This is a genomic window from Coprococcus sp. RTP21428st1_C9_RTP21428_210409 (genome assembly GCF_040227395.1).
GTDB lineage: Bacteria > Bacillota > Clostridia > Lachnospirales > Lachnospiraceae > Coprococcus > Coprococcus aceti.
The window spans coordinates 1-22,920 of sequence record NZ_JBEHVV010000019.1 but is presented as its reverse complement, the minus strand read 5'-3'; the positions used below and the strand labels follow the sequence as shown (position 1 = coordinate 22,920).

General features: G+C 47.3%; 23 protein-coding genes and 3 pseudogenes. 2 read left to right on the top strand and 24 right to left on the bottom strand.

Annotated features, from left to right (window positions below; genetic code table 11):
• Window positions 1–6: 6 nt before the first annotated feature.
• The 5 genes from ABUA34_RS05610 to ABUA34_RS05590 form a co-directional block, all read right to left on the bottom strand.
• Window positions 7–1,032 carry a LacI family DNA-binding transcriptional regulator gene (locus tag ABUA34_RS05610; RefSeq protein ID WP_022216158.1) on the bottom strand — a complete coding sequence of 342 codons (1,026 nt, stop codon included), beginning with the start codon at window positions 1,030–1,032 and terminating at the stop codon, window positions 7–9.
• A gap of 60 nt (window positions 1,033–1,092) precedes the next feature.
• On the bottom strand, window positions 1,093–3,294 hold the full coding sequence (locus ABUA34_RS05605; protein WP_349822987.1) for an alpha-galactosidase: 2,202 nt from the start codon (window positions 3,292–3,294) through the stop codon (window positions 1,093–1,095).
• Window positions 3,295–3,329: 35 nt separating this feature from the next.
• Window positions 3,330–4,121 (bottom strand): hypothetical protein, encoded by a 792-nt coding sequence (locus ABUA34_RS05600; RefSeq protein ID WP_349822986.1) that lies wholly within the window; start codon window positions 4,119–4,121, stop codon window positions 3,330–3,332.
• A gap of 326 nt (window positions 4,122–4,447) precedes the next feature.
• Window positions 4,448–6,211, bottom strand: coding sequence for a phospho-sugar mutase (locus tag ABUA34_RS05595; RefSeq protein WP_349822985.1), 1,764 nt, complete (start codon window positions 6,209–6,211; stop codon window positions 4,448–4,450).
• A gap of 110 nt (window positions 6,212–6,321) precedes the next feature.
• On the bottom strand, window positions 6,322–8,046 hold the full coding sequence (locus tag ABUA34_RS05590; protein WP_055280267.1) for a phospho-sugar mutase: 1,725 nt from the start codon (window positions 8,044–8,046) through the stop codon (window positions 6,322–6,324).
• A gap of 240 nt (window positions 8,047–8,286) precedes the next feature.
• On the opposite strand from ABUA34_RS05590, the gene ABUA34_RS05585 reads away from it, so the two are divergent.
• The gene (locus ABUA34_RS05585; protein ID WP_243002957.1) at window positions 8,287–8,787 is read left to right on the top strand and encodes a sensor histidine kinase; all 501 of its coding nucleotides are present in this window, start codon (window positions 8,287–8,289) and stop codon (window positions 8,785–8,787) included.
• A gap of 71 nt (window positions 8,788–8,858) precedes the next feature.
• Here ABUA34_RS05585 and ABUA34_RS05580 read toward each other — a convergent pair whose 3' ends face one another.
• From ABUA34_RS05580 to ABUA34_RS05530, 12 genes and pseudogenes are all read right to left on the bottom strand, one after another.
• On the bottom strand, window positions 8,859–10,595 hold the full coding sequence (locus ABUA34_RS05580; protein ID WP_349822984.1) for a phospho-sugar mutase: 1,737 nt from the start codon (window positions 10,593–10,595) through the stop codon (window positions 8,859–8,861).
• 84 nt (window positions 10,596–10,679) lie between these two features.
• Window positions 10,680–11,291, bottom strand: a complete 612-nt coding sequence (locus ABUA34_RS05575) for an NUDIX hydrolase (protein WP_117550306.1) — start codon at window positions 11,289–11,291, stop codon at window positions 10,680–10,682.
• Window positions 11,292–11,739: 448 nt separating this feature from the next.
• Window positions 11,740–12,465, bottom strand: coding sequence for a hypothetical protein (locus ABUA34_RS05570; protein ID WP_147341861.1), 726 nt, complete (start codon window positions 12,463–12,465; stop codon window positions 11,740–11,742).
• Between the two features lie 10 nt (window positions 12,466–12,475).
• A pseudogene (locus ABUA34_RS05565) lies at window positions 12,476–12,730 on the bottom strand (metal ABC transporter permease); the annotation flags it as partial.
• Window positions 12,726–12,800 (bottom strand): annotated as a pseudogene (locus tag ABUA34_RS14355) (Maff2 family mobile element protein); the annotation flags it as partial. The pseudogenes ABUA34_RS14355 and ABUA34_RS05565, both read right to left, overlap by 5 nt.
• Window positions 12,801–12,820: 20 nt before the next feature.
• A complete protein-coding gene (locus ABUA34_RS05560; protein WP_349822983.1) occupies window positions 12,821–14,440 on the bottom strand; it encodes a recombinase family protein in 1,620 nt (539 codons plus the stop codon).
• Window positions 14,441–14,551: 111 nt separating this feature from the next.
• Window positions 14,552–14,740 carry a transposon-encoded TnpW family protein gene (locus ABUA34_RS05555; RefSeq protein WP_020995296.1) on the bottom strand — a complete coding sequence of 63 codons (189 nt, stop codon included), beginning with the start codon at window positions 14,738–14,740 and terminating at the stop codon, window positions 14,552–14,554.
• Between the two features lie 14 nt (window positions 14,741–14,754).
• The gene (locus tag ABUA34_RS05550; RefSeq protein ID WP_349822982.1) at window positions 14,755–15,597 is read right to left on the bottom strand and encodes an ATP-binding protein; all 843 of its coding nucleotides are present in this window, start codon (window positions 15,595–15,597) and stop codon (window positions 14,755–14,757) included.
• Window positions 15,594–16,358 (bottom strand): phage replisome organizer N-terminal domain-containing protein, encoded by a 765-nt coding sequence (locus ABUA34_RS05545; protein WP_349822981.1) that lies wholly within the window; start codon window positions 16,356–16,358, stop codon window positions 15,594–15,596. Before ABUA34_RS05545 ends, ABUA34_RS05550 begins: the two co-directional genes overlap by 4 nt.
• Before the next feature lie 112 nt (window positions 16,359–16,470).
• Window positions 16,471–16,857, bottom strand: a complete 387-nt coding sequence (locus ABUA34_RS05540; protein ID WP_005875990.1) for a cysteine-rich VLP domain-containing protein — start codon at window positions 16,855–16,857, stop codon at window positions 16,471–16,473.
• Entirely contained in the window at window positions 16,847–18,472 is a 1,626-nt protein-coding gene (locus tag ABUA34_RS05535) for a relaxase/mobilization nuclease domain-containing protein (protein ID WP_349822980.1), read from the bottom strand. The genes ABUA34_RS05540 and ABUA34_RS05535 overlap by 11 nt, the downstream gene beginning before the upstream one ends.
• Window positions 18,444–18,842: a plasmid mobilization protein gene (locus tag ABUA34_RS05530; RefSeq protein ID WP_138304858.1), complete on the bottom strand. Its 399-nt coding sequence runs from the start codon at window positions 18,840–18,842 to the stop codon at window positions 18,444–18,446. Before ABUA34_RS05530 ends, ABUA34_RS05535 begins: the two co-directional genes overlap by 29 nt.
• A 33-nt stretch (window positions 18,843–18,875) precedes the next feature.
• On the opposite strand from ABUA34_RS05530, the gene ABUA34_RS05525 reads away from it, so the two are divergent.
• Window positions 18,876–19,421: a hypothetical protein gene (locus tag ABUA34_RS05525; RefSeq protein ID WP_349822979.1), complete on the top strand. Its 546-nt coding sequence runs from the start codon at window positions 18,876–18,878 to the stop codon at window positions 19,419–19,421.
• Here the strand turns inward: ABUA34_RS05525 and ABUA34_RS05520 are convergent.
• The 7 genes and pseudogenes from ABUA34_RS05520 to ABUA34_RS05490 form a co-directional block, all read right to left on the bottom strand.
• Window positions 19,366–19,776 (bottom strand): hypothetical protein, encoded by a 411-nt coding sequence (locus ABUA34_RS05520; RefSeq protein WP_318295621.1) that lies wholly within the window; start codon window positions 19,774–19,776, stop codon window positions 19,366–19,368. The genes ABUA34_RS05525 and ABUA34_RS05520 overlap by 56 nt on opposite strands.
• 57 nt (window positions 19,777–19,833) lie before the next feature.
• Entirely contained in the window at window positions 19,834–20,031 is a 198-nt protein-coding gene (locus ABUA34_RS05515) for a helix-turn-helix domain-containing protein (RefSeq protein WP_055650758.1), read from the bottom strand.
• Window positions 20,009–20,467: an RNA polymerase sigma factor gene (locus ABUA34_RS05510; protein WP_023921375.1), complete on the bottom strand. Its 459-nt coding sequence runs from the start codon at window positions 20,465–20,467 to the stop codon at window positions 20,009–20,011. The genes ABUA34_RS05515 and ABUA34_RS05510 overlap by 23 nt, the downstream gene beginning before the upstream one ends.
• 158 nt (window positions 20,468–20,625) lie before the next feature.
• Window positions 20,626–21,330 (bottom strand): zf-HC2 domain-containing protein, encoded by a 705-nt coding sequence (locus tag ABUA34_RS05505; protein ID WP_055650759.1) that lies wholly within the window; start codon window positions 21,328–21,330, stop codon window positions 20,626–20,628.
• Window positions 21,323–21,808, bottom strand: coding sequence for an RNA polymerase sigma factor (locus tag ABUA34_RS05500; RefSeq protein WP_502880193.1), 486 nt, complete (start codon window positions 21,806–21,808; stop codon window positions 21,323–21,325). The genes ABUA34_RS05505 and ABUA34_RS05500 overlap by 8 nt, the downstream gene beginning before the upstream one ends.
• A gap of 166 nt (window positions 21,809–21,974) precedes the next feature.
• The gene (locus ABUA34_RS05495) at window positions 21,975–22,706 is read right to left on the bottom strand and encodes a metal ABC transporter permease (protein ID WP_349822977.1); all 732 of its coding nucleotides are present in this window, start codon (window positions 22,704–22,706) and stop codon (window positions 21,975–21,977) included.
• A pseudogene (locus ABUA34_RS05490) lies at window positions 22,672–22,920 on the bottom strand (ABC transporter); the annotation flags it as partial. The pseudogene ABUA34_RS05490 and the gene ABUA34_RS05495, both read right to left, overlap by 35 nt.

The window sequence follows — 22,920 nt, the reverse complement described above, 5'->3', positions numbered from 1 at the left end:
GTTTTATTATCGTTCTATTCTGGCAACGCTATCCTTTACCACGATTCGTCCATCCACGACAAATATGCCATCAGTATATTTTTCGTTGGATATCTTTTTTATAATCTTATGCATGGTTCTCTCTGCCATCTCCTGCATATTGATCTCGTATGTGGTCACGCCTATATCGCAGCTTCCAGGATACATGTAATTATCAAACCCCACAACGGACACATCCTCAGGAACTCTGTAGCCCGCAGCATTGAGTATCTTTATGAGCGTAGCTGCCGCAAGATCACAGTTGCACACAAACGCTGTAGGCATATTCTTTGGAAGTTTAAAACAGTTCTCCTCGTCAAACTGACCCGTCTTCACATCTCTGTCCGGAATAACCCAGTCTTCTCTGAGCGGAATATCATGCTCCAACAAAGACTTTATATAGCCCAAATATCTGTCAGTTATACTGTTCGTTGAACCTATCGTGCCAACATATGCAATATCTCTATGTCCCATATCATACAGATAATTAGTCAGCATATAGCTTCCATAGAAACTGTTTGCTATAACCGTGTCTATCGGTCTCGAATTGTCATAGTAATCCACATATTCTACAGGAACCTTGGCTGTCTTCTCCAGCTTTTCCAGGTATTCCTTACCCATGGAACCTACAACAACTATTCCATCAACCTTGTCGTCCTCCAAGAGCATAGGCATCTCAGCGTTCAATACACTATCTCTGGAAACAAACTCCAGCATAGTAAAGCAGCCTCTTGCCACCGCCTTTTTGTTAAGTACCTGATATAACTGCCAATAGAACGACGGATACTTTCCAAGGTATATCTCTTGAATGAGAACACCAATATTATACTTTTTCTTTGCCGTCTTCTTTCTGATCTCAGATGGTGACTGGTATCCCATCTCATCTGCCAACTGTTTGATCTGTGCTCTGAGTTCCTCGCTGACACCCTTCTGATCTGAAAGTGCCTTTGAGACCGTCACGGTACTCACGCCAACAATGGCAGCTATGTCTCCCAATTTTACTGATTTTGCCATAACTAGTCCTTCTCACTTTATTTTTTCACGTGGTTAAATAACTTAATTTTTATTTTATTTTTAGGTTAAACTATTGTCAAGTACAAAGTGATACAGTCTGCTCATATAATCTCCACGCATAGTTTCAATGAGCATTCCGGCATTCATGAGGAGATCTCCCCCATACACTTTCTCCGTTCCGTCAAGTCTGTAATCTGCAGCCACGTCAAGCCCTAAAAGTTTTATCTTTCTACTGTGTACGTTAGGTCTTCCAAGCACCTGAACGTAAGTCACCAACGCCTCACTCTTATCCTTTGCAACAACCATCCAGCAATCATACAGTCCATTTTCCCTGTACGATGCAACCCTATAATAATCACCCTCCCTTACAAGATCATTATATTTATGATACATAGACACCTGCTCAGGTATCATCGCACGTTCTTCTTCACTTATTTTTGTGATATCGAGTTCATAGCCAAATGTTCCCGCCAGAGCCACATGTGCCCTGGTCATAAAAGGTGTACTTCTTCCAACTGTGTGATTAGGGCAATCCGACACATGGGCGCCCATGGTCGAAAGCGGATATATCAGTTCCGTTCCCTCCTGTATAGAAAGTCTCTCTATGGCATCCGTGTCATCGGAGCACCATATCTGCGGACTGTAGTAAAGCATGCCAGGGTCAAATCTTGCACCACCGCCCGAGCAGTTCTCAAGCAAAAGATCTGGGAAATCGTTAACAAGGCGCTCTTGCAGCTCATATACTCCAAGCACATACCTGTGAGCCAATTCTCCCTGCCTGTCTCCGGTGAATTCTACGCTGCCGATATCCGTGAGCTGTCTGTTCATATCCCACTTAACATACTCAATATTTGCGGATGAGATCACGTTATGCACACATTCATACACATAGTCTCTAACTTCTTTTCTCGAAAGATCAAGCACGTACTGATTTCGCGATAATGTAGCCGTTCTCTCCGGAACCGCAAACGCCCAGTCAGGATGCTTTCTGTAAAGTTCAGAATCAGGGGAAATCATTTCAGGCTCCATCCATATTCCAAATTTCAGCCCCAGCTTATTCACCTCATCGACAAGATGTTTCAAACCGCCCTTGATCTTGTTTTCATTTACAAACCAGTCTCCAAGACTTGTGGCATCATCATTTCTATGTCCAAACCAGCCATCATCCATGACCAGCATCTCTATTCCATGTTCTGCCGCACTCTTTGCTATCGCAAGGAGCTTATCGGTATCAAAGTCAAAATATGTAGCCTCCCAGTTGTTGATGAGGACAGGTCTCTTCTGGTGAAGATATCTGCTCCTTATCATGTGGCATCTGTAAAAATCATGAAGATTTCTAGTCATCTGTCCAAGTCCATCATGGCTGTATGTAAGCACAACCTCAGGCGCTGTAAACGTCTCTCCAGGCGTGAGCCACCACTCAAATCCCTCTGAATGTATGCCCATGACTGCGCGTACGGAATCAAACTGTGATTTCTCTATCTGTGCGATGAAGTTACCCGAGTACACAAAATGCATTCCATATACATCACCCGTAGTCTGATCTGTCCCCTTTGTCATCCATGCCATAAACGGATGGTCCTGGTGGGATGACTCACCACGGAGAGAGCTTACACTCTGCTTGCCATAAGCTATCGGGCGTCTCTCGATCTGTCTCTCCCTGGCCCATGAGCCATGAAGAGTAAGCATCTCAAAATCCTCGTCATCCATGTCTATACATGCAGAATATACCTTTGTGAGCCTGATATCCTTATCACCTGCATTTTTCACGCTCACACTTCTGGTTATAACATCCTCATCCTCAAACACAGAATATATCAGGTCAACATCAATGCCACATCCCCCATCCATCATATGGACAACGAGAGTCTGAACCTCCTCTTCTCCCGCAAATGATGCCGGAAGGCCACTAATCCCCGGTTTTCCATTTACAATATCGTAATCCACAAATTTCAGATCAACGGTTCTGCTGCCATTTGCAGTCTTTACTGCAATACAACTCTCCCTGTAGTCTCCTATTCCATTTCCGGAATACTCTGTCGGAAATGTATCCATAAATGAACATCTCTCCCTGTTATTCTTGGACGGAACAAAAGGAGCCTCACACGTTCTCAAAAACTGATCACATTTCTGCGGACGAATCTTCTGTCCATAATATATATGTCCGACAAACCCCTCTTCATCGACGATTCCGATCCGGTAACTCGTGTTTCTCGTATCAAGTTCAAATATTCTGTTTGCCTCATCATATCTTATGCTCATATGTATCTATAGTCTCCTCGTTTTATTTATGGGTATCACTCTCTGCTTATGTATTCAAGAAATTCAAGTGCAAGATCCATATTCTTGGCATTCTCGCCAAATCCCACTGCAGCATCCATTTCATACCAGCCGGTATCCTTCACCCAGGAATTATCACCGATCTTTATTCCGACAGGTATCTTCTCACCCGTTTCAATAACCGTTGCATACACAAACGAATCTTTATACTTTTCTTTCAGTTCATCAGTCAGCACCTTATCAAGATCCTGCATATATCCGAACTCTCCAAAACTCATAACAAGGTCTGTGTCGGCAAAGAACACGTCCACCGCATTCGCCATAAATTTGTTCTGTATAAGCTGTAGACTATCCTGACTCATGGCATCATTCGGATCAGTTGACACGCCGATCCCTGTACTTATACTGACATATTCCTTCTCCGCATCAAGACCATTTTCACTGAGGAATTCCTCATAATACACCTTGTCATTCGCCGCGGATTCCTGTTGTGTAGTGTTGACCGCAAGGATGTTGAGTGCCGCAGATTCCGCCGTAAAATGTTTTACGACAAGGAATACAACTATGCCCACAACAACAAGTGCAAATAGAGCCTTCGGAGCATAATACTCCAGTATGTATTCCTTTTTCTGCTGTTTGTTCATAAGGCTGAGTTTCTGTTTCTCAGACATATGCTCATCCACATCCAAGACGCTCTCCGGCTCTCGCTTCTCTTTTTCATCGGTTTTCTCATCGATGATATGTCCAGCGATACTTTTTATATTTTTCTTTTCTATTTCTCTCTCTTTTTCTATTTCTTTTTCTGGCATATAATCTCCTATACTACTCCTATACGCGTTTGCCACACACTGCCGTTACTTTAAATATTATAACATTTTTTAGTTAATTTTTAAACAGCTTTTAGTATTTTTAACTATATTTTACTTTGTGACATATAACAACGTTCAGTTATCTAGTCCCCTGAAGCTCCTGATTTCCTGCCTTCTTTTTATACAAAAGGGACCTCAGCATCAAGGCCGAGATCCCCCTTGTTCAGCGCATTGGCTGGAAAGTGCATTTACATGTTTAATTTTGTAGTATATGGAAGGAATGTTTTTCTTTTCTGGCAGTAAATTCTGCCATATTTTGTGTTTGTTTATTTAGCAAGCTCCTGCACACATGCTTTCATCTCATCTATCTTTGACATGGCATTTTTTAGGCTGATTTCATTCACGCCAAAGTAGAATTTGATCTTTGGTTCATTTCCAGAAGGCCTAACCGCGAACCACGCATTATTTTCCAGCTCATAGTACAGCACGTTTGATTTTGGAAGACCCATGTGCTCCTCTTCGCCATCAAGCGGCTTGCGGATTCCGCTCACATAGTCCCTCATACCGGTAACTTTGATACCTGCAAAGTTCGTAAGTGGATGGTTCCTGAAGTTCTCCATCATCTCCTTAATCTGTGCTGCACCATCTACACCCTTTAGAGTTATCCCAAACGCACCTTCAAAGTAATAGCCATATTTGTGATAAACCTCTTCCATGGCATTACAGATGGTTTCTCCCTGCAGCTTATAAAATGCTGCTATTTCACATAAAATGACAACGGCTGCGCAAGCGTCCTTGTCACGAGTGTAGTCTCCTACCAAACATCCAAAGCTCTCCTCCATTCCGAAGATGAACTTGTATGTGTTGTTCTTCTCAAAGAGAAGGATCTGCTCACCTATGTACTTGAATCCGGTGAGTGTCTCTATATATTTCAGTTTGTAATTCTCTGCTATAGCCTTTGTAAGATTGGTACTGACAACCGTATTACAGATAGCTCCGTTTGCCGGCAGTTTGCCGACTGCCTTCTGCTCGCGGCAGACATACTCTGCGATCAAGGCTCCTGTCATATTGGCATTAAAGCGGACATATGGATATGCAGGATCATCTGCAAATTCCGTGTCCTTCCAGATTCCCGTGCTGTCCTTGACGTATATTCCAAGTCTGTCTGCATCAGGATCTGTGGCCATGATAACGTCCGCATCAACCTTTTTTGCCAGTTCTATTCCCATGGCAAATGCTGATGGTTCCTCTGGATTTGGTGACTTGACTGTGCTGAAGTCTCCGTCAGGAACAGTCTGCTCCTCTACAACATATACGTGCTTGAAGCCAAGTCTCTTGAGCACTTCCCTTACAGGTACATTTCCTGTTCCGTGAAGTGGTGTGTATACTATCTTGATATCGTCTGCAACCTTCGGAATGATATCGCCGTGGATGGTCTGTTTTATGAGTGCCTGATAGTAATTCTCATCAACACTCGTAGGAACCATACAGAACAGGCCGTCTGCGATAGCCTTGTCCTTATCCATGGTCTTGACATCCTCGTATCTCTCAACATCCGCCACATGTTTCAGGATATCCTGATCCTGAGGGGATACGATCTGGCTGCCGTCCTCCCAGTACACCTTGTAGCCGTTGTACTCAGGTGGATTGTGGCTTGCTGTTACCACGATTCCGGCTATACATCCAAGCTCTCTCACTGCAAATGACAGCTCAGGTGTAGGGCGGAGTGCATCAAACACATATGTCTTTATGCCATTTGCATTGAGACACAGAGCTGATGCCTCTGTGAACTCTGCTGACATATTTCGACAGTCATGTGCAATTACTACACCTCTCTTAGCAGCCTCAGGGCCAACCTCAAGTATGTATTCTGCAAGGCCCTGTGTAGCCTTTGTAACTGTATATATATTCATTCTGTTGGTTCCGGCACCCATGATTCCGCGCATTCCGCCGGTTCCAAATTTCAGATTCTTGTAGAATCTGTCCTGGATCTCTTTGTCATCATCTGCGATACTTCTAAGCTCTTCCTTGGTCTTCTCATCAAAGCAGTCTGACTCAAGCCAGAACTTGTATTCGTCCATGTAACCCATCTTTTTTACCTCCATCTTGTAATTATTTTTAGTCGCGACCGCGATCTTCGAACCTATTTTCTGCTGACATTTATTTGCCAGCCACTTCGTTTCTTACCAATCATCCCGTTTTATGAGAACATCGCCTTCACATTTGCTGCAAGCTCGTCAAGCTGCTCTGCCGCATCCTCCTGTGAGTTTCCCTTTACCCCGAGATAGAACTTGATCTTCGGCTCTGTACCTGAAGGTCTCACAAGGAACCATGCGCCATCCGCAAGCTGATAATATATCATGTTGGACTTTGGAAGCACCGCCGCCTCGGACTTGCCTGTCGCTGCGTCTGTCTCTGTTCCAAGCTTGTAGTCGTAGATTTTCTCCACGCTGTAAGTTCCGACCTTCTGCACCGGATTATCTCTCAGCGTCTGTATCATTGACTGTATCTTTGCAGCACCCTCACGTCCGTCAAACTTCATGGTCTGAACCTTCTCTTTGTAGTAACCATATTCCTGCCACAATTCAACCATTCTGTCCCACAGAGTCATGCCACGGTTCTTGTAGTATGCCGCAGCCTCACAGAGAAGCATCAGCGTTCCAACCGAGTCCTTGTCCCTTGCATATGTACCAGGCAGACATCCAAATGTATCTTCAAGCCCGAACACATAATTGTGTTCACCAGTCTGCTCATAAGCCCTCATTCTCGATGCTATATTCTTAAATCCGATCAGGTTGTTGCAGTCACAGAAGGTGTCGTACTTCTTACATATCTCCTTGACCATATTGGTGATAACAACCGTAGTTACAATCGCCGGATTCTCAGGCAGTCTTCCGCTCTGGGATCTCTGCATCAGCACGTAATCACAGAGGATCGCACCGAACATATTTCCTGTAAATTCTTTATACTCATTATTCTTGCTGTCATATCCATACATTCCGAGTCTGTCAGCATCAGGGTCTGTGACAAGAATCAGCTCGCCGCCGACCTTCTTCGCCAGCTCAAGACTCAGGGCATACGCCTCTGCGCCCTCAGGATTTGGAGATTTCACAGTTGGGAAATTACCATCTTGAACAGCCTGTTCCTCAACGACATGTACATCCTTGAAACCAAGTTCGCTGAGAACTCTTGTAACAGGCTTAAGGCCTGTTCCGTGAAGCGGAGAATATACGATCTTCAGATCTCCCGCCTTCTGAATCTCCTCCGGATTCATGACAAGCTTGTGAAGCTCTCCTATATATGCGTCATCGATCTCCTGACCGATCACATTCAACAGTCCTGCATCTATTGCAGCGTCCTTGTCCATAGTCTTAACCATGGAGAAATCTTCTATATTGTTGACCTCTGCAATGATCTCCTTATCCTGAGGAGATACGATCTGGGCTCCATCATCCCAGTAAACCTTATATCCGTTGTATTCCTTTGGATTGTGGCTTGCCGTTATATTCACGCCGATATTGCAGTGCAGATGTCTCACTGCAAATGAAAGCTCCGGTGTCGGGCGGAGCGCATCAAACAGATACACCTTCACGCCATTTGCACACAGGCAGAGAGCAGTTTCAAGCGCATACAGCGAAGCATTGTTTCTGTTGTCAAATGCTATAGCTGCCGACGGCTCTGATATTCCGATCTTCGCCAGGTAGTTAGCAATTCCCTGTGTTGCCATGCGAACCGTGTAAATGTTCATGCGGTTCGTTCCCGCTCCCATCACGCCTCGAAGTCCACCTGTTCCAAACTCAAGGTTTGTGTAAAATCTATCTTCAATCTCCGCTTCATTATCCTTTATGTTTACGAGCTCCTGCTTCGTAACATCATCTACCTGATCGCTGCCAAGCCACATCTCGTATCTCTGCTTTGCGTCCATCTTCTACCCCTTTCCTGACCTCACAGGCCACACAGATTTTTCCTTTTTATCTATCCACAATTTATCTTCCGTTCATTTTATTAGGCTATTTTTAGCTAATTTATTGTTATTTGTATAATATATTAAGTAGTTTTTAAATTCAATATTTAATCTTGCAATTTATATCACTTTGTTGCGCAGATGTATATTGCAGCCGTTTTATTATGGTGGTATTAACTAAAAGAATTATATTTTCTGCAATTGACTTGTAATATAACCGACCTTTTTTATTCCTTTACAGAGGCCATTTGTGATCTGCTCAAGATCAACCTGAGCGTTGTAGCCGGATTTGTGTACAGCAAGATCACGGAGGCACAGAAGGATCAGAAGGAGCTCGTAGTCCAGGTGGCATCCAGGGATCTGAAGAGCCGAATGCCGGAGTATGAACTGATCAGGATCATCGGTATACTGATCGATAATGCGCTTGAATCGACCGCCCCATTTGGCACTGCATATCTGTACCTGGACAGCAGGCAGAACCAGATAGAAATAAGAACAAGAAACAAGGGTTCCGTCAAAACCAACGAATTCCGCCAGAATATGTTCTCACCGGGATATACCACCAAAACCGGAGACAGACATGGCCATGGTTACGGTCTCTACAACCTGAAAAAACTGACCGACAAGTACAATGGTAAAATATATCTCGACACGGTAAATACCGACCAGGGAGACTACATACAGTTCGACGTCATCGTATAATGACAGCAAAGCGCCGTCCGGTCACCAGACCAGACGGCGCTTTTTTGTATTTGCTATATATTATACTTATGCTACTCTGCCAGCTTGTTGAGCTTCTCAACAAGTGCTGTCTGGAGAGCTTCAAGCTTTGCATCTGCATCATCAAGGCTTGTTCCCTTGATTCCGTAGTACAGCTTGATCTTTGGCTCTGTTCCTGATGGACGTACACATGCCCATGCGCCATCCTCAAGGTCGTAGTAGAGAACGTTGGACTGTGGAAGTCCTGACTCTGTGACCTCTCCGGTGGCAAGATCTGTGATCGTGTTCTTCTCGTAATCACGAACCTTGAGAACCTTGAGCGTATCGATCTGAGTAAGTGACTCAGCTCTGAGTGAGGACATGATCTTGCGGATCTTCTCTGCTCCTGTAACACCTTTGAGCGTTATTGTGTAGAGGCCTTCCTTGTAATATCCGTACTTCTCATAGAGATCAAGCATGTGATCCCACAGAGTGATTCCCTGGCTCTTGCAGTATGCAGCAGCCTCGCAGAGACACATAACTGCAACCGGAGCATCCTTGTCTCTTGCGTATGTTCCAACGAGACATCCGTAGCTCTCCTCCATACCCATTACGAAATTGTATGAATTATTCTGCTCGAAGAACTTGATCTGCTCACCGATGAACTTGAAGCCTGTTAGAACCTCGATGAGGTTGACATTGTAATCTGCAGCCAGTGGATCAGCCATATTTGTGGTTACAATAGTCTTGACCATGGCCGGATTCTTTGGCATGAGACCGCATTTTGTTCTCTCTCTGAACTGGTATTCAGCGATTATAAGTCCTGACATATTTCCTGTAAATGGCATATACTTGCCTGTCTTTGTATCGAGTGCGTATATTCCAAGACGGTCTGCATCAGGATCTGTAGCGAGAACTATGTCCGCATTCTTCTCCTTTGCCAGCTTGAGGGCAAGCTCAAATGCCTTTGGATCCTCTGGGTTTGGATACTCAAGCGTTGTGAACTCAGGGTCTGGAAGCTCCTGCTCAGGAACAATGTATACGTTTTTGAAACCAAGCTCGGACAGGACTCTCTTTACAGGTACAAGACCGGTTCCGTGGAACGGTGTGTATACGATCTTGATGTTCTCTGACTGCTCCTTGATGATCTCAGGATGAATGATCTGCTTCTTGAGTTCCTCCATATACGCGTCATCTATCTCGGCACCTATGATAGTGAGAAGGCCCTTGTCAAGTGCCTCCTGCTTATCCATGGTCTTTACTGTATGAAAATCTGTTACAGCCTTAACCTCTGCGATGATCTCTCTGTCCTTTGGAGCTGTGATCTGCGCGCCATCCTCCCAGTACACCTTGTAACCGTTGTACTCTGGTGGATTGTGGCTGGCTGTTATAACTATACCTGCTGTACATCCAAGCTTTCTGACTGCATATGAAAGCTCAGGTGTAGGTCTGAGTGACTCAAAGAGATATGACTTGATTCCATTTGCACACAGGCAGAGAGCTGCTTCTGTTGCAAACTCTGGAGAATACTTTCTTGAATCGTATGCTATTGCCACGCCCTTGTCCTGCGCATTCTGCTTCACAATGAAGTTTGCAAGACCCTGTGTAGCCTTGCGGACGGTGTAGAAGTTCATTCTGTTGGTTCCCGCGCCTATCACACCTCTGAGTCCACCAGTTCCAAATACAAGATCACGATAGAATCTGTCCTCGATCTCAGCCTCATCATCAGCTATGGCTGCAAGCTCCTTCTTGGTGTCCTCATCGAAATAATCATCTGTCATCCAAAAATCATATGTGTCTCTGTAACTCATCTTTCTACTTCTCCTTCTTTTTTCTCATTTAGTATGCCCTTTTATGAACGTTCTGCTGTTTGAGCAATCACTGCTCAGCGCTTCCTATTTTCTCAGGAATTCTAGTGGATCTCCCTCAGCCAGAAAATGTGTCATGAGGTATGCTCCTCTGAGCGACACCTGTTCCTCTGACAGGATTCTTCTGACCTCACCTCGGTCTGCGAGTATGACCTGTATATCCTCTGTGCTCTCCTTGCTGTCGAGATTTGGTGTTCCTGTAACTGTTCCAAATACAGCACTGCTCATCTCATCCGTAAATCCCGGGCCCATATAGAATGGCCTTCTGTAGAGTTCTTCTCCGCCCTCATATACATCAAGGGTAAGCCCTGTCTCTTCCTTCATCTCCCTGACTGCTGCCTGCGCCGGAGTCTCATCTCCGTCCACCAGTCCTGCAGGAAGTTCATATATATATGTATCGAGTGGGTATCTGTACTGCCTTATGAGCACCAGCTTCGGCTCATCTTCCAGCTTAACTCCATATATAACTATTCCTTCCGGTTTTATATCGTGGGTCTTTATCTTGATGTCGTTCTCTTTATTCCTTGAAGCAAAGTAATAATTGAAGTCTTTTCCAGCCGTGTCAACCGCATCTATATGATAGAGGTTGAGGAACGGATTGTCTGTGAGTTTTTGTACGCCTTTGTATTTCTCTTTCACTTCATCACATCCCTTCTGTGTATTTTAATGTATTCAGCCGACCATACATTCGCAAAACCGCACGGTTCCCGTGCTCTTTCGCTGCTGCGCAGCTATTTTGCTCATTGTATGGGGCGGTGACTCTATTCGAGTCACCACAGGATAAGAACACCTGATTCTTACATGCAAGCATGTCGAATCCGCTGTTCTTATCCTGCACGGCTGAATATTTACCTTTATTCAAAATTAGCATAGTTTTTACAATATATCAAATTCTTTTTTAAGTAATTTTATCATTTTTTAGCTATTTTTAATGTTTTTTAGTATATTTGCGTCATTTTGCCATATTTTTCTATGTGATTCCTGGTTTTGATGCAGCTATGTGCCTCCTGATTCTGAATATTTTTTACTCAAAAAATCCGGGCACTTTGATCTGCCCGGATTCCAAAAATGTTATGCAATTTATACTCTACTGATTCTCTGTCGATACCAGTTGATATTCTGCATCTCTCAACCTGCAGTAATAAAATGTCTGTCCAGCCTCCTCTGTGTAGGTTTCAAATACTCCCGTAACGATCACCTCACTCTGGTCCGCCGGGTAATCGCCTGGATATACTGCACCTCCACCAAGTTCAAATTCAAGTCCCTGACTGCAGCATGCCAAAGCGTCGGCTATGAGACAATAATTATAATATTTGTCGGTTATTGGATAATAGGATGCATAATACTTTCCTTCTATCCTTATCGTCTTGCCCTCATATTCCTCAGGTTTTGACATCATCTGATATACCGTCGCATATACAAGATCGCTTCCCATAAGTGTGAGATCCACATCCACACCCTCAGACTTGTATTGCGCTATAACTGAGCTGTCTCCATTCACAACCTGCCCATATGTTGGTTCTGATGTCGCCTCAGTTACAGATGCGGATTCTGTCTCTGTCGTGGTTTGCATCTCTGTTGTGATCATCGTCTCTGTTGTGGCTCCCACTGACGACTTACTTTCCACATCACCATCGCCTGTTTTCTGATTAAGCACCTTATCCACTGCATTCTGTGTGTTCAAACGACTGCCCGCAGTCTGAGATGCTCCACCACAGCCTGTGACAGTCAGCAACATACTCAGCACCAATATTGACATAATCAATCGCTTAAATCTGTGTCTGCATCCATGCATTCTTCTATTTCTATTCATATACATATTCTTATCTCCTCATCACTTTCCCTGCTATACTGTTAAATGCAAATATAACCATATCGCATGCAACGATCGTAGATCCTACCGGTGTTGAAAATAATATAGATACCAGCATGCCGGTCAAAGTTCCCACAACTGACAATACAGCCGAATATAATACCACTGACCTGAAACTATACATAACTCTCATTGCCGAAAGTGCAGGGAATACCAGAAGCGCCGTGATGAGCAGGGAGCCCACCAGATTCATTGCAAGCACTATTTGCTAATGTGCGATAAAGAAGTAATAGAAGTGTAAAAAATTTTGCCGTTCCTATCCGGCACTTGGCCATTGTGTCGGATAGGTCGGGCGTTAGGCTTCGGGCAAGTCAATCTTGCCGACAAAGCTGTAATAAATCTCAATGTCCTGCCTGCGGGTGCCGTTCTCGTCATAGCTGCACTCATGCACGACGATTTTCTCAATCATTTCCCGCAAGAGGGTGGGGGTAAGTTCCTCAAAGGCAAGGTGCTTTCGGACAATCCCCATAAACTTTTCCGCGTTGACGGTAGCGGCCTGCGACTTGGAGAGTTCTTCCTGCAAAGCGGCGGCGCGGTCTTTCAGTTCCCGTTGCTCCTGCTCATAGTCTGCCGACAGTTCCATGAAACGCTCGTCGCTGATTTTGCCGTTCACATTGTCCTCATACAGCCGCTTGATAATGCGGCTCACTTCGGAAATGCGCTCCTGCGCCTGTTCAAGCTGCCTGGTGGCTGCGGCGGTCTTTCTCTTGCCGCCGATCTCGTTCTGCTGGATAAGCAGCTTTACAAAGCGGCTCTCATGCTTGGCGGCGTATTCCGTCACCTGCCGGAGATTGGAGAGGACACCGGCGGTCAACAGGTCGGTGCGGATAAAGTGCGCCGTACAGTCGCGGGTGCGCTTCTTGTAGCTGCCGCAGATGTAACAGTCCTGCTTGCGGTTCTTGTTCTGATACCGCTGCTGGTACATCACATGGCCGCAGTCGGCGCAGAACAGCATACCGGAGAACAGCCCCACTTCATCATAGCGGTTCGGGCGTTTGCGCTGCTTGCGTAACTCCTGCACGCGCTCCCATGTTTCTCGGTCTATGATAGGCTCATGGTGGTTCTCAAAAACAGCCTGCTTCTCCACGGGGTTCTCTACACTGTGTTTGACCTTGTAAGAGGGCTTCTCCGTCTTGAAGTTTACCAGACAGCCGGTGTACTCCCGGTTTTCGAGGATATGAACGACGGTGTTCGTCGCCCATTTGCACTCATAGCCGGGGTGGTAGCGGCGTGTGCTGCCCGTCCTGCGGTATTCCAGCGTCCCCGGCGTGGGGATTTGCTGCTCCGTAAGCATACGGGCAATCTTGGTCGGGCCATTCCCGGCAAGGCAAAGCTGGTATATCTGCTGGACAACCGGCGCGGTTTCCTCGTCAACGAGATAGTTCTCGTCCTCGTCCATGAGATAGCCATATACCGGCTTGCTGGTAACAGGCTTTCCACTCATGCCTTTTGCTCGTTTTACTGCTTTGATTTTCTTGCTCGTATCTCTCACCAGCCATTCGTTGAACAGATTTCGCAGAGGGGTAAAATCGTTGTCCATGCCGCCGTTTGCGCTGTCCACATTATCGTTGACAGCGATAAAACGCACTCCCTTTTGAGGGAACAGCATTTCCGTGTAAAACCCTACCTGCAAGTAGTTTCGCCCTAACCGGCTCATGTCCTTGACGATGACCGTACCCACTTTCCCGGCCTCAATGTCTGCAAGCATGGCTTGAAAACCGGGGCGCTGGAAGTTTGCTCCGGAAAAGCCGTCGTCGGTGTACCAGCGCAGATTGGTAAAGCCGTTCTGCTTGGCGTAGGTTTCCAAAATCCTTTTCTGGTTCGATATGGAATTACTCTCGCCTTGCAACTCGTCCTCATGGGACAATCTCGGATAAAGGGCAGTAATGAGGTTTTGGGTGGCTTGTCTTAACATAAAATCCTCCGTTTCCGACAGCCAGCCCCACTATTCCGTATCTTTATTGTACCACGGAATAGCGGGGGCTGTATAGCGGCAAAAGTGTAAAATCTGCTTCTTTATGGTTTGTCAAATTGCCGGTTTTTGTGTAGCAGCGGCTTCCGCTTCCAGTACCCGCGCCATTTTGTCGGCGGCGGTGGTCGTGGTGTCTTTCTTGAAATAGCCGGACACGACAAGGACGGAATTGCCCATGCGGATTTCCGTCACGCAGTCGGGGCGGCGGGCGGTGCGGGTGTCGTGCTGCTTGTTATCTGCCATAGGCAATACTCCTTTCAGTCGGTAATCAGTTTCTTCATGCTCTCCATTTTCCGCTGCGCGGTTTCCTGCCGGAAATTCTCGCCGGTGAAGCGTACCGGGACGCACATAGAAAGCAGCCGGTCATAAATCCGGGAATGGGCGGTGTCCTCCGGGTTGTGCAGGTCGTCCAGCGTGAGGTTGGTCGTGACGATCAGCGGCTTGCCGCTGCGGTAACGGCTGTCAATCACATTGAAAACCTGTTCCAGCCCATACTCGGTGCCGCGCTCCATGCCGAAGTCGTCAAGGATAAGCAGCGGATAGCGGCAAAGGCGGGAAATGTACTCGTTGCGCCCCTCAAAGCTGGCGGCAAGGTCATTGAGGATAAGGGCAAAATTCGTCATGTGGACGGGGATTTCTTTCTCCATGAGGGCGTTTGCGATACAGCCCGCAAGGTAGCTTTTCCCGGTTCCCACACCGCCCCAGAACAGGCAGCCGATATTGTCGGCTCGCATATCCTCCCAGTGTTCCACATACCGGCGGGCAATCCCGGCCTGCGGGTTCCTGCCGTTGTCGTTCTCAAAAGTCCAGTCCCGCATGGTGGGGTCGGTAAAGCCCCGGCGTTTCAGTTCTTCCACGGTGTCAAGGTGCCTGCGCCGCTTCTCGGCGGCCTCCCGTTCCTCGCGGGCGGCTTTCTGGCAGTCGCATTCTGCCGGGTGGCGGTCGCGCCCGAAGATAGCGGCCTTATCCGGCGCAAAATAGGCTTCTTTCGGCTTGCGGCACTTGCCGCAGTACAGTAAACCGTCCTCGCCGGTGTAGTCCTCCGGCTCCGGGGTGGCAGCCGTCATATTCTCCAAAACAGCGTTGATTTCGTTCTTCATAGACTCTCGCCCTCCTTGCATGAGTAGTCTGGTATGCCCTTTTTCGGGGCTTTCTTGGTTGCGTCCTCCTGCGCCCATTTGTAGATTGTGGCGGCATGGCTGCGGTATCGCTTGCCGCTGGACGCGATATGGCAGGATAGCCGGTCAATGTAGTAGTTCCATTTGTCGGGCAGGTCTGCTTTCAGCCCGTCCAGTTCTGATTGCGAAAGAAAGACATTTTCATACCGGCCATAGGCGGCGCGGGCGGGCTGTCCCGTATCTAACTCTCGCTCTCTCTCTTTTTCTATCTCTATCTCTTTCTCTATCTCTTTCTCTATCTCTGGTGGACAAATGTCCGCTCGATATGGTGGACATTTGTCCGCCCCGGCCTTTGGCAAGGCTTTTTGCTCCTGCAAAGCCAGCCTTGCCCGCCGTTTTCGCTCCCCCTCGGTAGAGGATTGGCCGATCAGCAGTTCAATGTTGTTCATATACAGCGCGCCGCTTGGCAGCGGCTCCACAAGCCCCAGCTTCATAAAAATCTGCAAGGCTCGCTCTACGGTGCCGACTTGCTGGCGGGTAATGGTGGCAATCATCTGCGCGGTGTAGGGGATATTTTCATCAAGCTGCAACTTCCCGCCGTTTTTCAGCGATTTCAGGTACAGTTTCAAGAGAATGTTGGAATAGAGTATGCCGTCCTGCATACTTTCCAGCAGCACGATAGCGTCCTCGTCAAAGTAATTCTCTTTCAGCTTGAGGTAGTAGTATTTTCGGTTGTCTGACATGGTTCCTCCTTTGGGTGGATTTGGGGCGTTTGTACGCATTTAGAACGCCGTTTCCGGGGGAAAAGGATAAATGTATCGCGCACCCTTTGACACCCACGAAAAAAGCCTTGATTTATGCGGGTTTGAAAGGCTCTAAAGCGTGACATTTATGCCTTTGTTTCCGCTTTCGCTCGGCGGCTTTGATTTTCTTCATGCGTCCGGCGCAGTCCGGGCAGTATTTTCCCCGGTTTGACTTGGGGACAAAGGCCGCGCCGCAGACGGCACATCGTTTCCGGCTCCCCCGATACAAGAGGGCGGCGGCCAGTTCCTCGTCAAGGGGCAGGACAGCCACACGGAACCACCGGCACATGAGAGAAAGGGAAATACTCTGGACACACACGCAAGGCTCCCCGTCATCTAACAGCAGGCAGTTCCCCCCGTCGTAGTTACAGCACTCATGCACCAGCCGCCGCGCCCGCCGGTGCTGGCGGTAGTCCATGCGGGGCAGCTTATCGCTCATGGCTCTGCTCCTTTCTGCGGTGCGGCTCGCTCCGGCGCAAAATCTGGTCGATGTTCCGCTTGACGGTCTGCAACTCCGTGTACCGCTGCTTCTGTTCGTGGTAGGTGTTATACAGGCTGGATTTCTTGGAAACAAGCTGCTCGATCTCGTCCTGCAACGCTTTCCGGGCGGGCAGCTTGGTAATGCCATGCTCCCGGAAATACCGGGCGGCTGCGTCGGCTATGATAAAATCGCTCTCATGTGCCTGCCGGTATGCGGCGCGGGCTTTCTCGGATTTCTGTGCTTTCAGCCCGTCACGGGTGGGCTTGGTCTTGGCGTAGGCAAGTACCTGTCGCTGCAACTCCTTTTTCCCTTGTAGCTTTGTTTCCAGCGTTTTCAACTTGCCGCTGGTCTGGCGCATTTCCTGATAGGCGGTATCAACGGCGGCTTCTAACTGCTCCGGGGAAGTGAAACCGTATTCCTGATACACATTCAGCGTCGCGGCCATTTGTTTGAGGTTGTGCATGGTCGCCCAGCGTTCATAGCCCCGGCCTTTGCCCTCGGCCATTTTCTGCTTAATGTCCACAAGCCGCTGTACACCGTCCTGTTTTGGGGCGGTTTGTGGGGCTTTTGTGGGCTGTATGCCGGTTTTCCCATGCCGGGGATATTCGGGTATGGCTGCGGCCTTTTCTGTGGCTCTGGCGGCGTTCTGCTCCAAAACGGCAAGGACAGCGGCGCGGTCAAAGTCGTCGCCCAGCTTTCGGGCGGTAATGGGCTTCGTCCTGTCCGGCGTGAGGTAGGACAGCCGCCCCCGGCTCTCCTTGACGGTCACGCCCTCCCGCAGCAGCAGAGAGGAAAAGTCCTCAAATGAGGTCGCCGCAGACAGCGCGGCGCGTATGGTCTGCCGCAGCTTCTCCTTGTTCGTTTCAAACTTGGTCTGCCGTGGCGTGATACCGCCTGCAATCATGGGGGCGTTCTGCTTGTCCAGCGCGGCCTGTCCCTTTTTCTGCGCCCAATACTCCCGGTCGGTGACGCGGTTCTTGCTGCCGTTCAAGAGGTCGATTTGGTAAAGCCCCTCCCGGTGGCACATCTCCATGACTTCGGATTTGAAGTAGCACATGGCAGCGTCGGTACAGCGGTGCTTGCAACCGGCTTTTGTATCGGCTGGCCTGTCCATGTAGGGCAGGAACGGCACTTCCTCAATCCGCAGGCTGTTAATGACGATATGCACATGAATGTTGCCGCTGTGGTTATGCCCGTCCGGGTGGGTGCATACAAGGGCTTGGTGGCCGGGGAAATGCTCTTTACAGAATTGCTCCCCCAATGCCTGCGCCCGGTCTACGGTCAAGCCATTGTCCGGCCCGTCCCGTGGGTCAAAGCTGATGATATAGTGGTGGCTTTTCACATCTTCCCGCCGCTGGTTCTTCCCATAGCGGAGATTTGCCCGCATACAGGCAACGGCAAAATCCTCGCCGCCGCAGTTCAGCGTGGACAGCCGGTAGTCCTCGCGGGGGATAAGCCTGCCGGTTTCATCAAGGACGGGCTTCATGATAAACTCGTCATGCTCAAACAGCAGGTATTGTTCGGCGGCTCCATAGTCGGCGTTTTTAGAGTTGATATGCTTGAGTGTTGCCAACCGCGTCACCTACTTTCTTGAGGACTTCATACTTGAGGGCGGCAAGGTCGGCTATGGCGGCGCGTACCTCGCCGGACAGCGCGTTGTAGGGTGCGCCGTACTCGTTCAGATACCGGGCTATCTGGTTGAGGTTGCCGCCGATCCTGCCGTACTCGGCGGCCAGCTTCCCGACAGCGGAAAGCAGTTCGTCATTGACCGCCGACACATGGATAACGGGGCGTATGGTGGTGCGCCGTATCGCCTGCCGGAGAAATTCCGACTGGCTGATACCATAGGGCGCAAGCCGTGCTGTGAAGTCGGCGTATTCATCTTCGGACAGCCGGGTTTTCACAACCCGGCTGCGGTGGGGCGTGTTGTATCGCTTCGGCATGGGCTGTAAACCTCCTTTCACTTATCACAAAAAATGCTCTTATCTGTTAGCCATTTCCGGGGCGAAAGAGAGAAAAACTTTTCGCCGGACGGAAATCTTTTTTGCGGCGCAAGCCGCATAGCAGGGTTTGGGGAAGGCACTCCCCAACAAGTTTCCCGCGAGGGGCAAAACCGCAGAATTGCGGATTTTGGCACCGTGGTAGAAACTTGCTCTAAAAAACTACCGCTTTCCTCGGCGGCTCTGGTTTGCGGATATACTGGCTTGCTCCACCAATATAGCGATTGCGGCGGCGTGTTCTGCCCGCTGTTCACCACTACAACGGTGAAAAGGGGGCGTTTTGGCAAACGCAGCGGAAATTTTTTTGTTTTACCTGTCTGCTCCCTACAACAATCCGGCGGTGTGGTTTGCCAAAGATTTTTGAAAATGGGCGCAAAAAAAGCAGTAAACCTTTTCAAGATTTACTGCTTATCTGCCGCTGTGATGGGCGGCGGTATTAAATTGTCAGCCGTTTTTCAAATGGAATTTATCTGCAATCGCTTTCTTTCTGCTTTCCAATTCCTTTTCTGTAATCTTCCATAATCCTAACGCAATGATCTGCTATCTTTTGCATTCCGAGTTTTTCAAAAAAGGCAATTTGTATTTTCATCATTTCTTCACAAACAGTCAACTTCTGCTCATCCATATTGCTAATAGCAAGCCATGGGAACGCTTTATATTTCTTAGTGTCCCCAATGAGAAAATTGTACCCTATCAACTCATTTTCACGGAAAACGAAATAGAATTGTGGGCCTGAACCTGGAACTGACTTTTCCATAATTTGCTGCATTGTTTTCACGCCGCCGTATGCCGGAAAAAAACCTATTCGCTCAAGAGCATTTAATATGTCAATCCTTTTATCTGTGGGTATGTCTCTATAATTGATAATCTGTTCCATTTGCTCTACCCTCATTGAAGTTTAATTTGTTAGGCTCTAATTATACAACTTTTCTGTTTAGCGGTCAAAGTGGAACTTCAACAGGCTTTCTATCAGTTGCCTGACGATATGCTCCTGCATATCCGTGTTAATCTGTCCGTCCATTTTCGCACAAAAGCGGATATATCCCGCATAATGGGATAGGACGGCGGCAACAGCTTCCGGGTCGCCCTCGCTTGCCTTAACGATTGTCTCATAGGGAAGTAGCTGGCTCATAGGACAAACCCTCCAACTCTGCCCGTAGCCGCCGTAAAATCATCTGAATACGCCGCCCGGTTGTGTTGCCAGCCCGTCCATATCTCCGTCCAATCTCCCTATGCGTCAATCGTTGGAAGTAGTACAAGAAAATGATTTCCTGTTCCATCTGTGATAGTGCGGACAGGGCTGCGGCAAGCTCTGGGCTTTCCAAAAGCACCATCTGACCACAGACGAAAAGCGGATAGCTGGTCATGCCGGATTGCTCCGCAAAGTATTTATCTGTGGTACTGAATGGATAGTGTTTTTCTTCTATCAGATATTCAAGCGAGATTTCCCGCTTGCGGCGGCTCCGTATGCTCCGGGCTGCGTCTATGGCAGCGTGGCGAATAACAGTCTTGCAAAAGGCATCGTGTGTATGCCGGATATGTTCTTGATACTTTTCGTGTTCGGTCATGGAAAATCCCCCTTTCTGAATAATGGCAGAGGGCGGCAGCATCTTGTGCTGTCGCCCTCTTGATTACCGAACAGCAAAGACGGGCGGGGCTGTCAACAGCGGCGCATTTGCGCCGTTCATCTTGACCGTTGACAGGCTCGGCTGGGTTTGCTATCTGCTCACGGCAATTCACTCTCATTGATAGGAATTGCTTCAAGTTCCGTATTCAAATTGTTCCAATAAGAGCCGATATCCGCACTTGTGAAATACTTAAAACCGCCTGCTGCTGACTTCAATTCGCCGTTTTTAACTCCATAGCAGGCGTAAATCAAATCGTAGCTTGTTCCATCTGAGAGGTTAAATCTAAAGCTGGTCACAGCTGCTCCGGCAGTTTCCTCAGTTGTTTTGTCTTTTAAGGATAAGCCCTTGAACTTATCATACAGGGTCTTTATATCATTTTCAGCAACAACTACTTTCTTTTCTGCTGATGCAGGCACTCCGTCATAGTGGTACATTTCAACGCTTTCGACATCTTCAACCTCAAATGGGAAGTCGATTTTGACAGGCTCATAAGCAATGTTTATAGGTAACAGAAAGAGAGCTGCAAAAATTGCAATGATACAAAGAGCGATGGAAACGAGAACAGCAATCGTTATCTTTTTTTTGCCTCTCTGCTTTTCTTTTGCCTCATGGCGCATAATAACGCTTTCGCTTTCTTCGTGAAGAACATCTTCGTTCGTGTGAGAAAGCAATTTCTGATAAATTGCGTTACAGTCAGTACAGGCGTTCAAATGCTCTTTTACCATCTCTGCGCTTGCTTCGCTGCAAGCACCGTCAACATACAGCGGAAGAATATCTCGAACAATATCACATTGTTTACTCATGCTTTTCATCCATCCTTTCTTGAATTTTTAGCTTTGCACGATGATAAGTAACTCTCGCCCATGATTCTGTTTTTCCAAAAATTGCAGCGATTTGTGAAAAAGATAGTTCCCCGAATACGCGAAGCTGAAAGACTTCTTTGTATGGTTCTTCCAAACGGTGAAGAACGAGGTGTATGCGGAACGCCATGTCAGAATCTGCAACTGAGTTCTCAACATTTTCATTTGATGGCAAGTCATTGATTTCACTCACATCAGCTACTCGCTGACGGCTTCGCATTTCATCATGGTAAAGGTTTTTTGCTATGGAGCAGAGCCGTGTCAATTCATCTGACTTACCTTTGAATTGTGATGTTGTAGAAACAGCCTTATAGAATGTGTTCTGCGTGATTTCCTCTGCTATCTCACGATTTTGGGCAAGAGAAATAGTATACGAGTATACCTGTAAATAGTAGGCTTTATAGAGCTTTTCATAGTCCATACTTGTCATCACCTCCTTCAGCTTCATAGGTTAGACGGAGAAATCGGAATTTCGTTACAAAGAAGTTTGAAATTTTTATACCTTTACGCTACTCTTGCTTTGTGCGGACTATTGGTAGACGCGCATTAACGGCAAGTAAAGAGATTGCTGTGTCAGCTTGATATGTTCAAATGCTAATTAAGTATAGCATACAGCTATGAATTTTTCTATTGCGTTCCCCTGACTTCGGAATAGTGGCAGGGCTGGCTATCCTTGTTTTGCTTTGTGCTTCTCTACCGTACATGAGCATTATCACAGCGATTATCACCGCCAGCGCCAGATTATATGCCCCTGCATTTTTCCCGATTGCCCTGGTAAAACTCTCGTCAAATGTGACTGCAAATATCCTGTTGTAGAACAAACAGAAAAACGCTATTACACATATTGACATAACTATACACAGCCACACTTCTCCAATTGTCAATGTAAGTATTGAGGTTGAACCAAACAACGTAGAGCACACATCCCCCGATACATTTGCTGACGTGGAAAATACATTCATTATCAGATAACCTACGGCTAAAGCACCGACAGACATCATAGCTATCGCGGCATCTCCCTTAAGCTTCGCATTTTGTCCCGACATAAGTATGAGAATTGCAGCAGCCACAGTCACCGGCATCACTATGATCGTGTTGTTTGTCAGTTTCAGAACAGATCCTACCGCCATTGCTCCAAATGCAACATGCGAAAGTCCATCGCCGATAAATGAAAATCTTTTAAGAACCAATGTTGCACCAAAAAGTGATGAACACAAAGCTATAAGAATACCAACCACAAGAGCATACTTAACAAATGGATACTGCATATAGTAAATTAACTTATCAACAAGCTGCACTCTGTCCACCACCTTTCTCATATTCTACCGAAATGATGTTCCAATATCTGCTGTTCTTATATTCCTCTCTGCTGCCCCAGAACGAGCCCCCATGATTCATATGAAGCACATGTCTGGCGCAATCTATTGCCCTCAGATCATGTGATATCATGATCACTGCCACACCATTTTCATTTAACTGCTGTATCATCTGATAGAACTGTGCCGTTGCGACAGGATCAAGGCCAGTTACCGG

Coding starts and splice junctions, on each gene's coding strand:
- ABUA34_RS05610 (WP_022216158.1), bottom strand. CDS start 1,032: ATGGCAAAATCAGTAAAATTGGGAGACATAGCTGCCATTGTTGGCGTG.
- ABUA34_RS05605 (WP_349822987.1), bottom strand. CDS start 3,294: ATGAGCATAAGATATGATGAGGCAAACAGAATATTTGAACTTGATACG.
- ABUA34_RS05600 (WP_349822986.1), bottom strand. CDS start 4,121: ATGCCAGAAAAAGAAATAGAAAAAGAGAGAGAAATAGAAAAGAAAAAT.
- ABUA34_RS05595 (WP_349822985.1), bottom strand. CDS start 6,211: ATGGGTTACATGGACGAATACAAGTTCTGGCTTGAGTCAGACTGCTTT.
- ABUA34_RS05590 (WP_055280267.1), bottom strand. CDS start 8,046: ATGGACGCAAAGCAGAGATACGAGATGTGGCTTGGCAGCGATCAGGTA.
- ABUA34_RS05580 (WP_349822984.1), bottom strand. CDS start 10,595: ATGAGTTACAGAGACACATATGATTTTTGGATGACAGATGATTATTTC.
- ABUA34_RS05570 (WP_147341861.1), bottom strand. CDS start 12,465: ATGAATAGAAATAGAAGAATGCATGGATGCAGACACAGATTTAAGCGA.
- ABUA34_RS05560 (WP_349822983.1), bottom strand. CDS start 14,440: ATGTTAAGACAAGCCACCCAAAACCTCATTACTGCCCTTTATCCGAGA.
- ABUA34_RS05555 (WP_020995296.1), bottom strand. CDS start 14,740: ATGGCAGATAACAAGCAGCACGACACCCGCACCGCCCGCCGCCCCGAC.
- ABUA34_RS05550 (WP_349822982.1), bottom strand. CDS start 15,597: ATGAAGAACGAAATCAACGCTGTTTTGGAGAATATGACGGCTGCCACC.
- ABUA34_RS05545 (WP_349822981.1), bottom strand. CDS start 16,358: ATGTCAGACAACCGAAAATACTACTACCTCAAGCTGAAAGAGAATTAC.
- ABUA34_RS05540 (WP_005875990.1), bottom strand. CDS start 16,857: ATGAGCGATAAGCTGCCCCGCATGGACTACCGCCAGCACCGGCGGGCG.
- ABUA34_RS05530 (WP_138304858.1), bottom strand. CDS start 18,842: ATGCCGAAGCGATACAACACGCCCCACCGCAGCCGGGTTGTGAAAACC.
- ABUA34_RS05525 (WP_349822979.1), top strand. CDS start 18,876: ATGCTCTTATCTGTTAGCCATTTCCGGGGCGAAAGAGAGAAAAACTTT.
- ABUA34_RS05520 (WP_318295621.1), bottom strand. CDS start 19,776: ATGGAACAGATTATCAATTATAGAGACATACCCACAGATAAAAGGATT.
- ABUA34_RS05515 (WP_055650758.1), bottom strand. CDS start 20,031: ATGAGCCAGCTACTTCCCTATGAGACAATCGTTAAGGCAAGCGAGGGC.
- ABUA34_RS05510 (WP_023921375.1), bottom strand. CDS start 20,467: ATGACCGAACACGAAAAGTATCAAGAACATATCCGGCATACACACGAT.
- ABUA34_RS05505 (WP_055650759.1), bottom strand. CDS start 21,330: ATGAGTAAACAATGTGATATTGTTCGAGATATTCTTCCGCTGTATGTT.
- ABUA34_RS05500 (WP_502880193.1), bottom strand. CDS start 21,808: ATGGACTATGAAAAGCTCTATAAAGCCTACTATTTACAGGTATACTCG.
- ABUA34_RS05495 (WP_349822977.1), bottom strand. CDS start 22,706: ATGAGAAAGGTGGTGGACAGAGTGCAGCTTGTTGATAAGTTAATTTAC.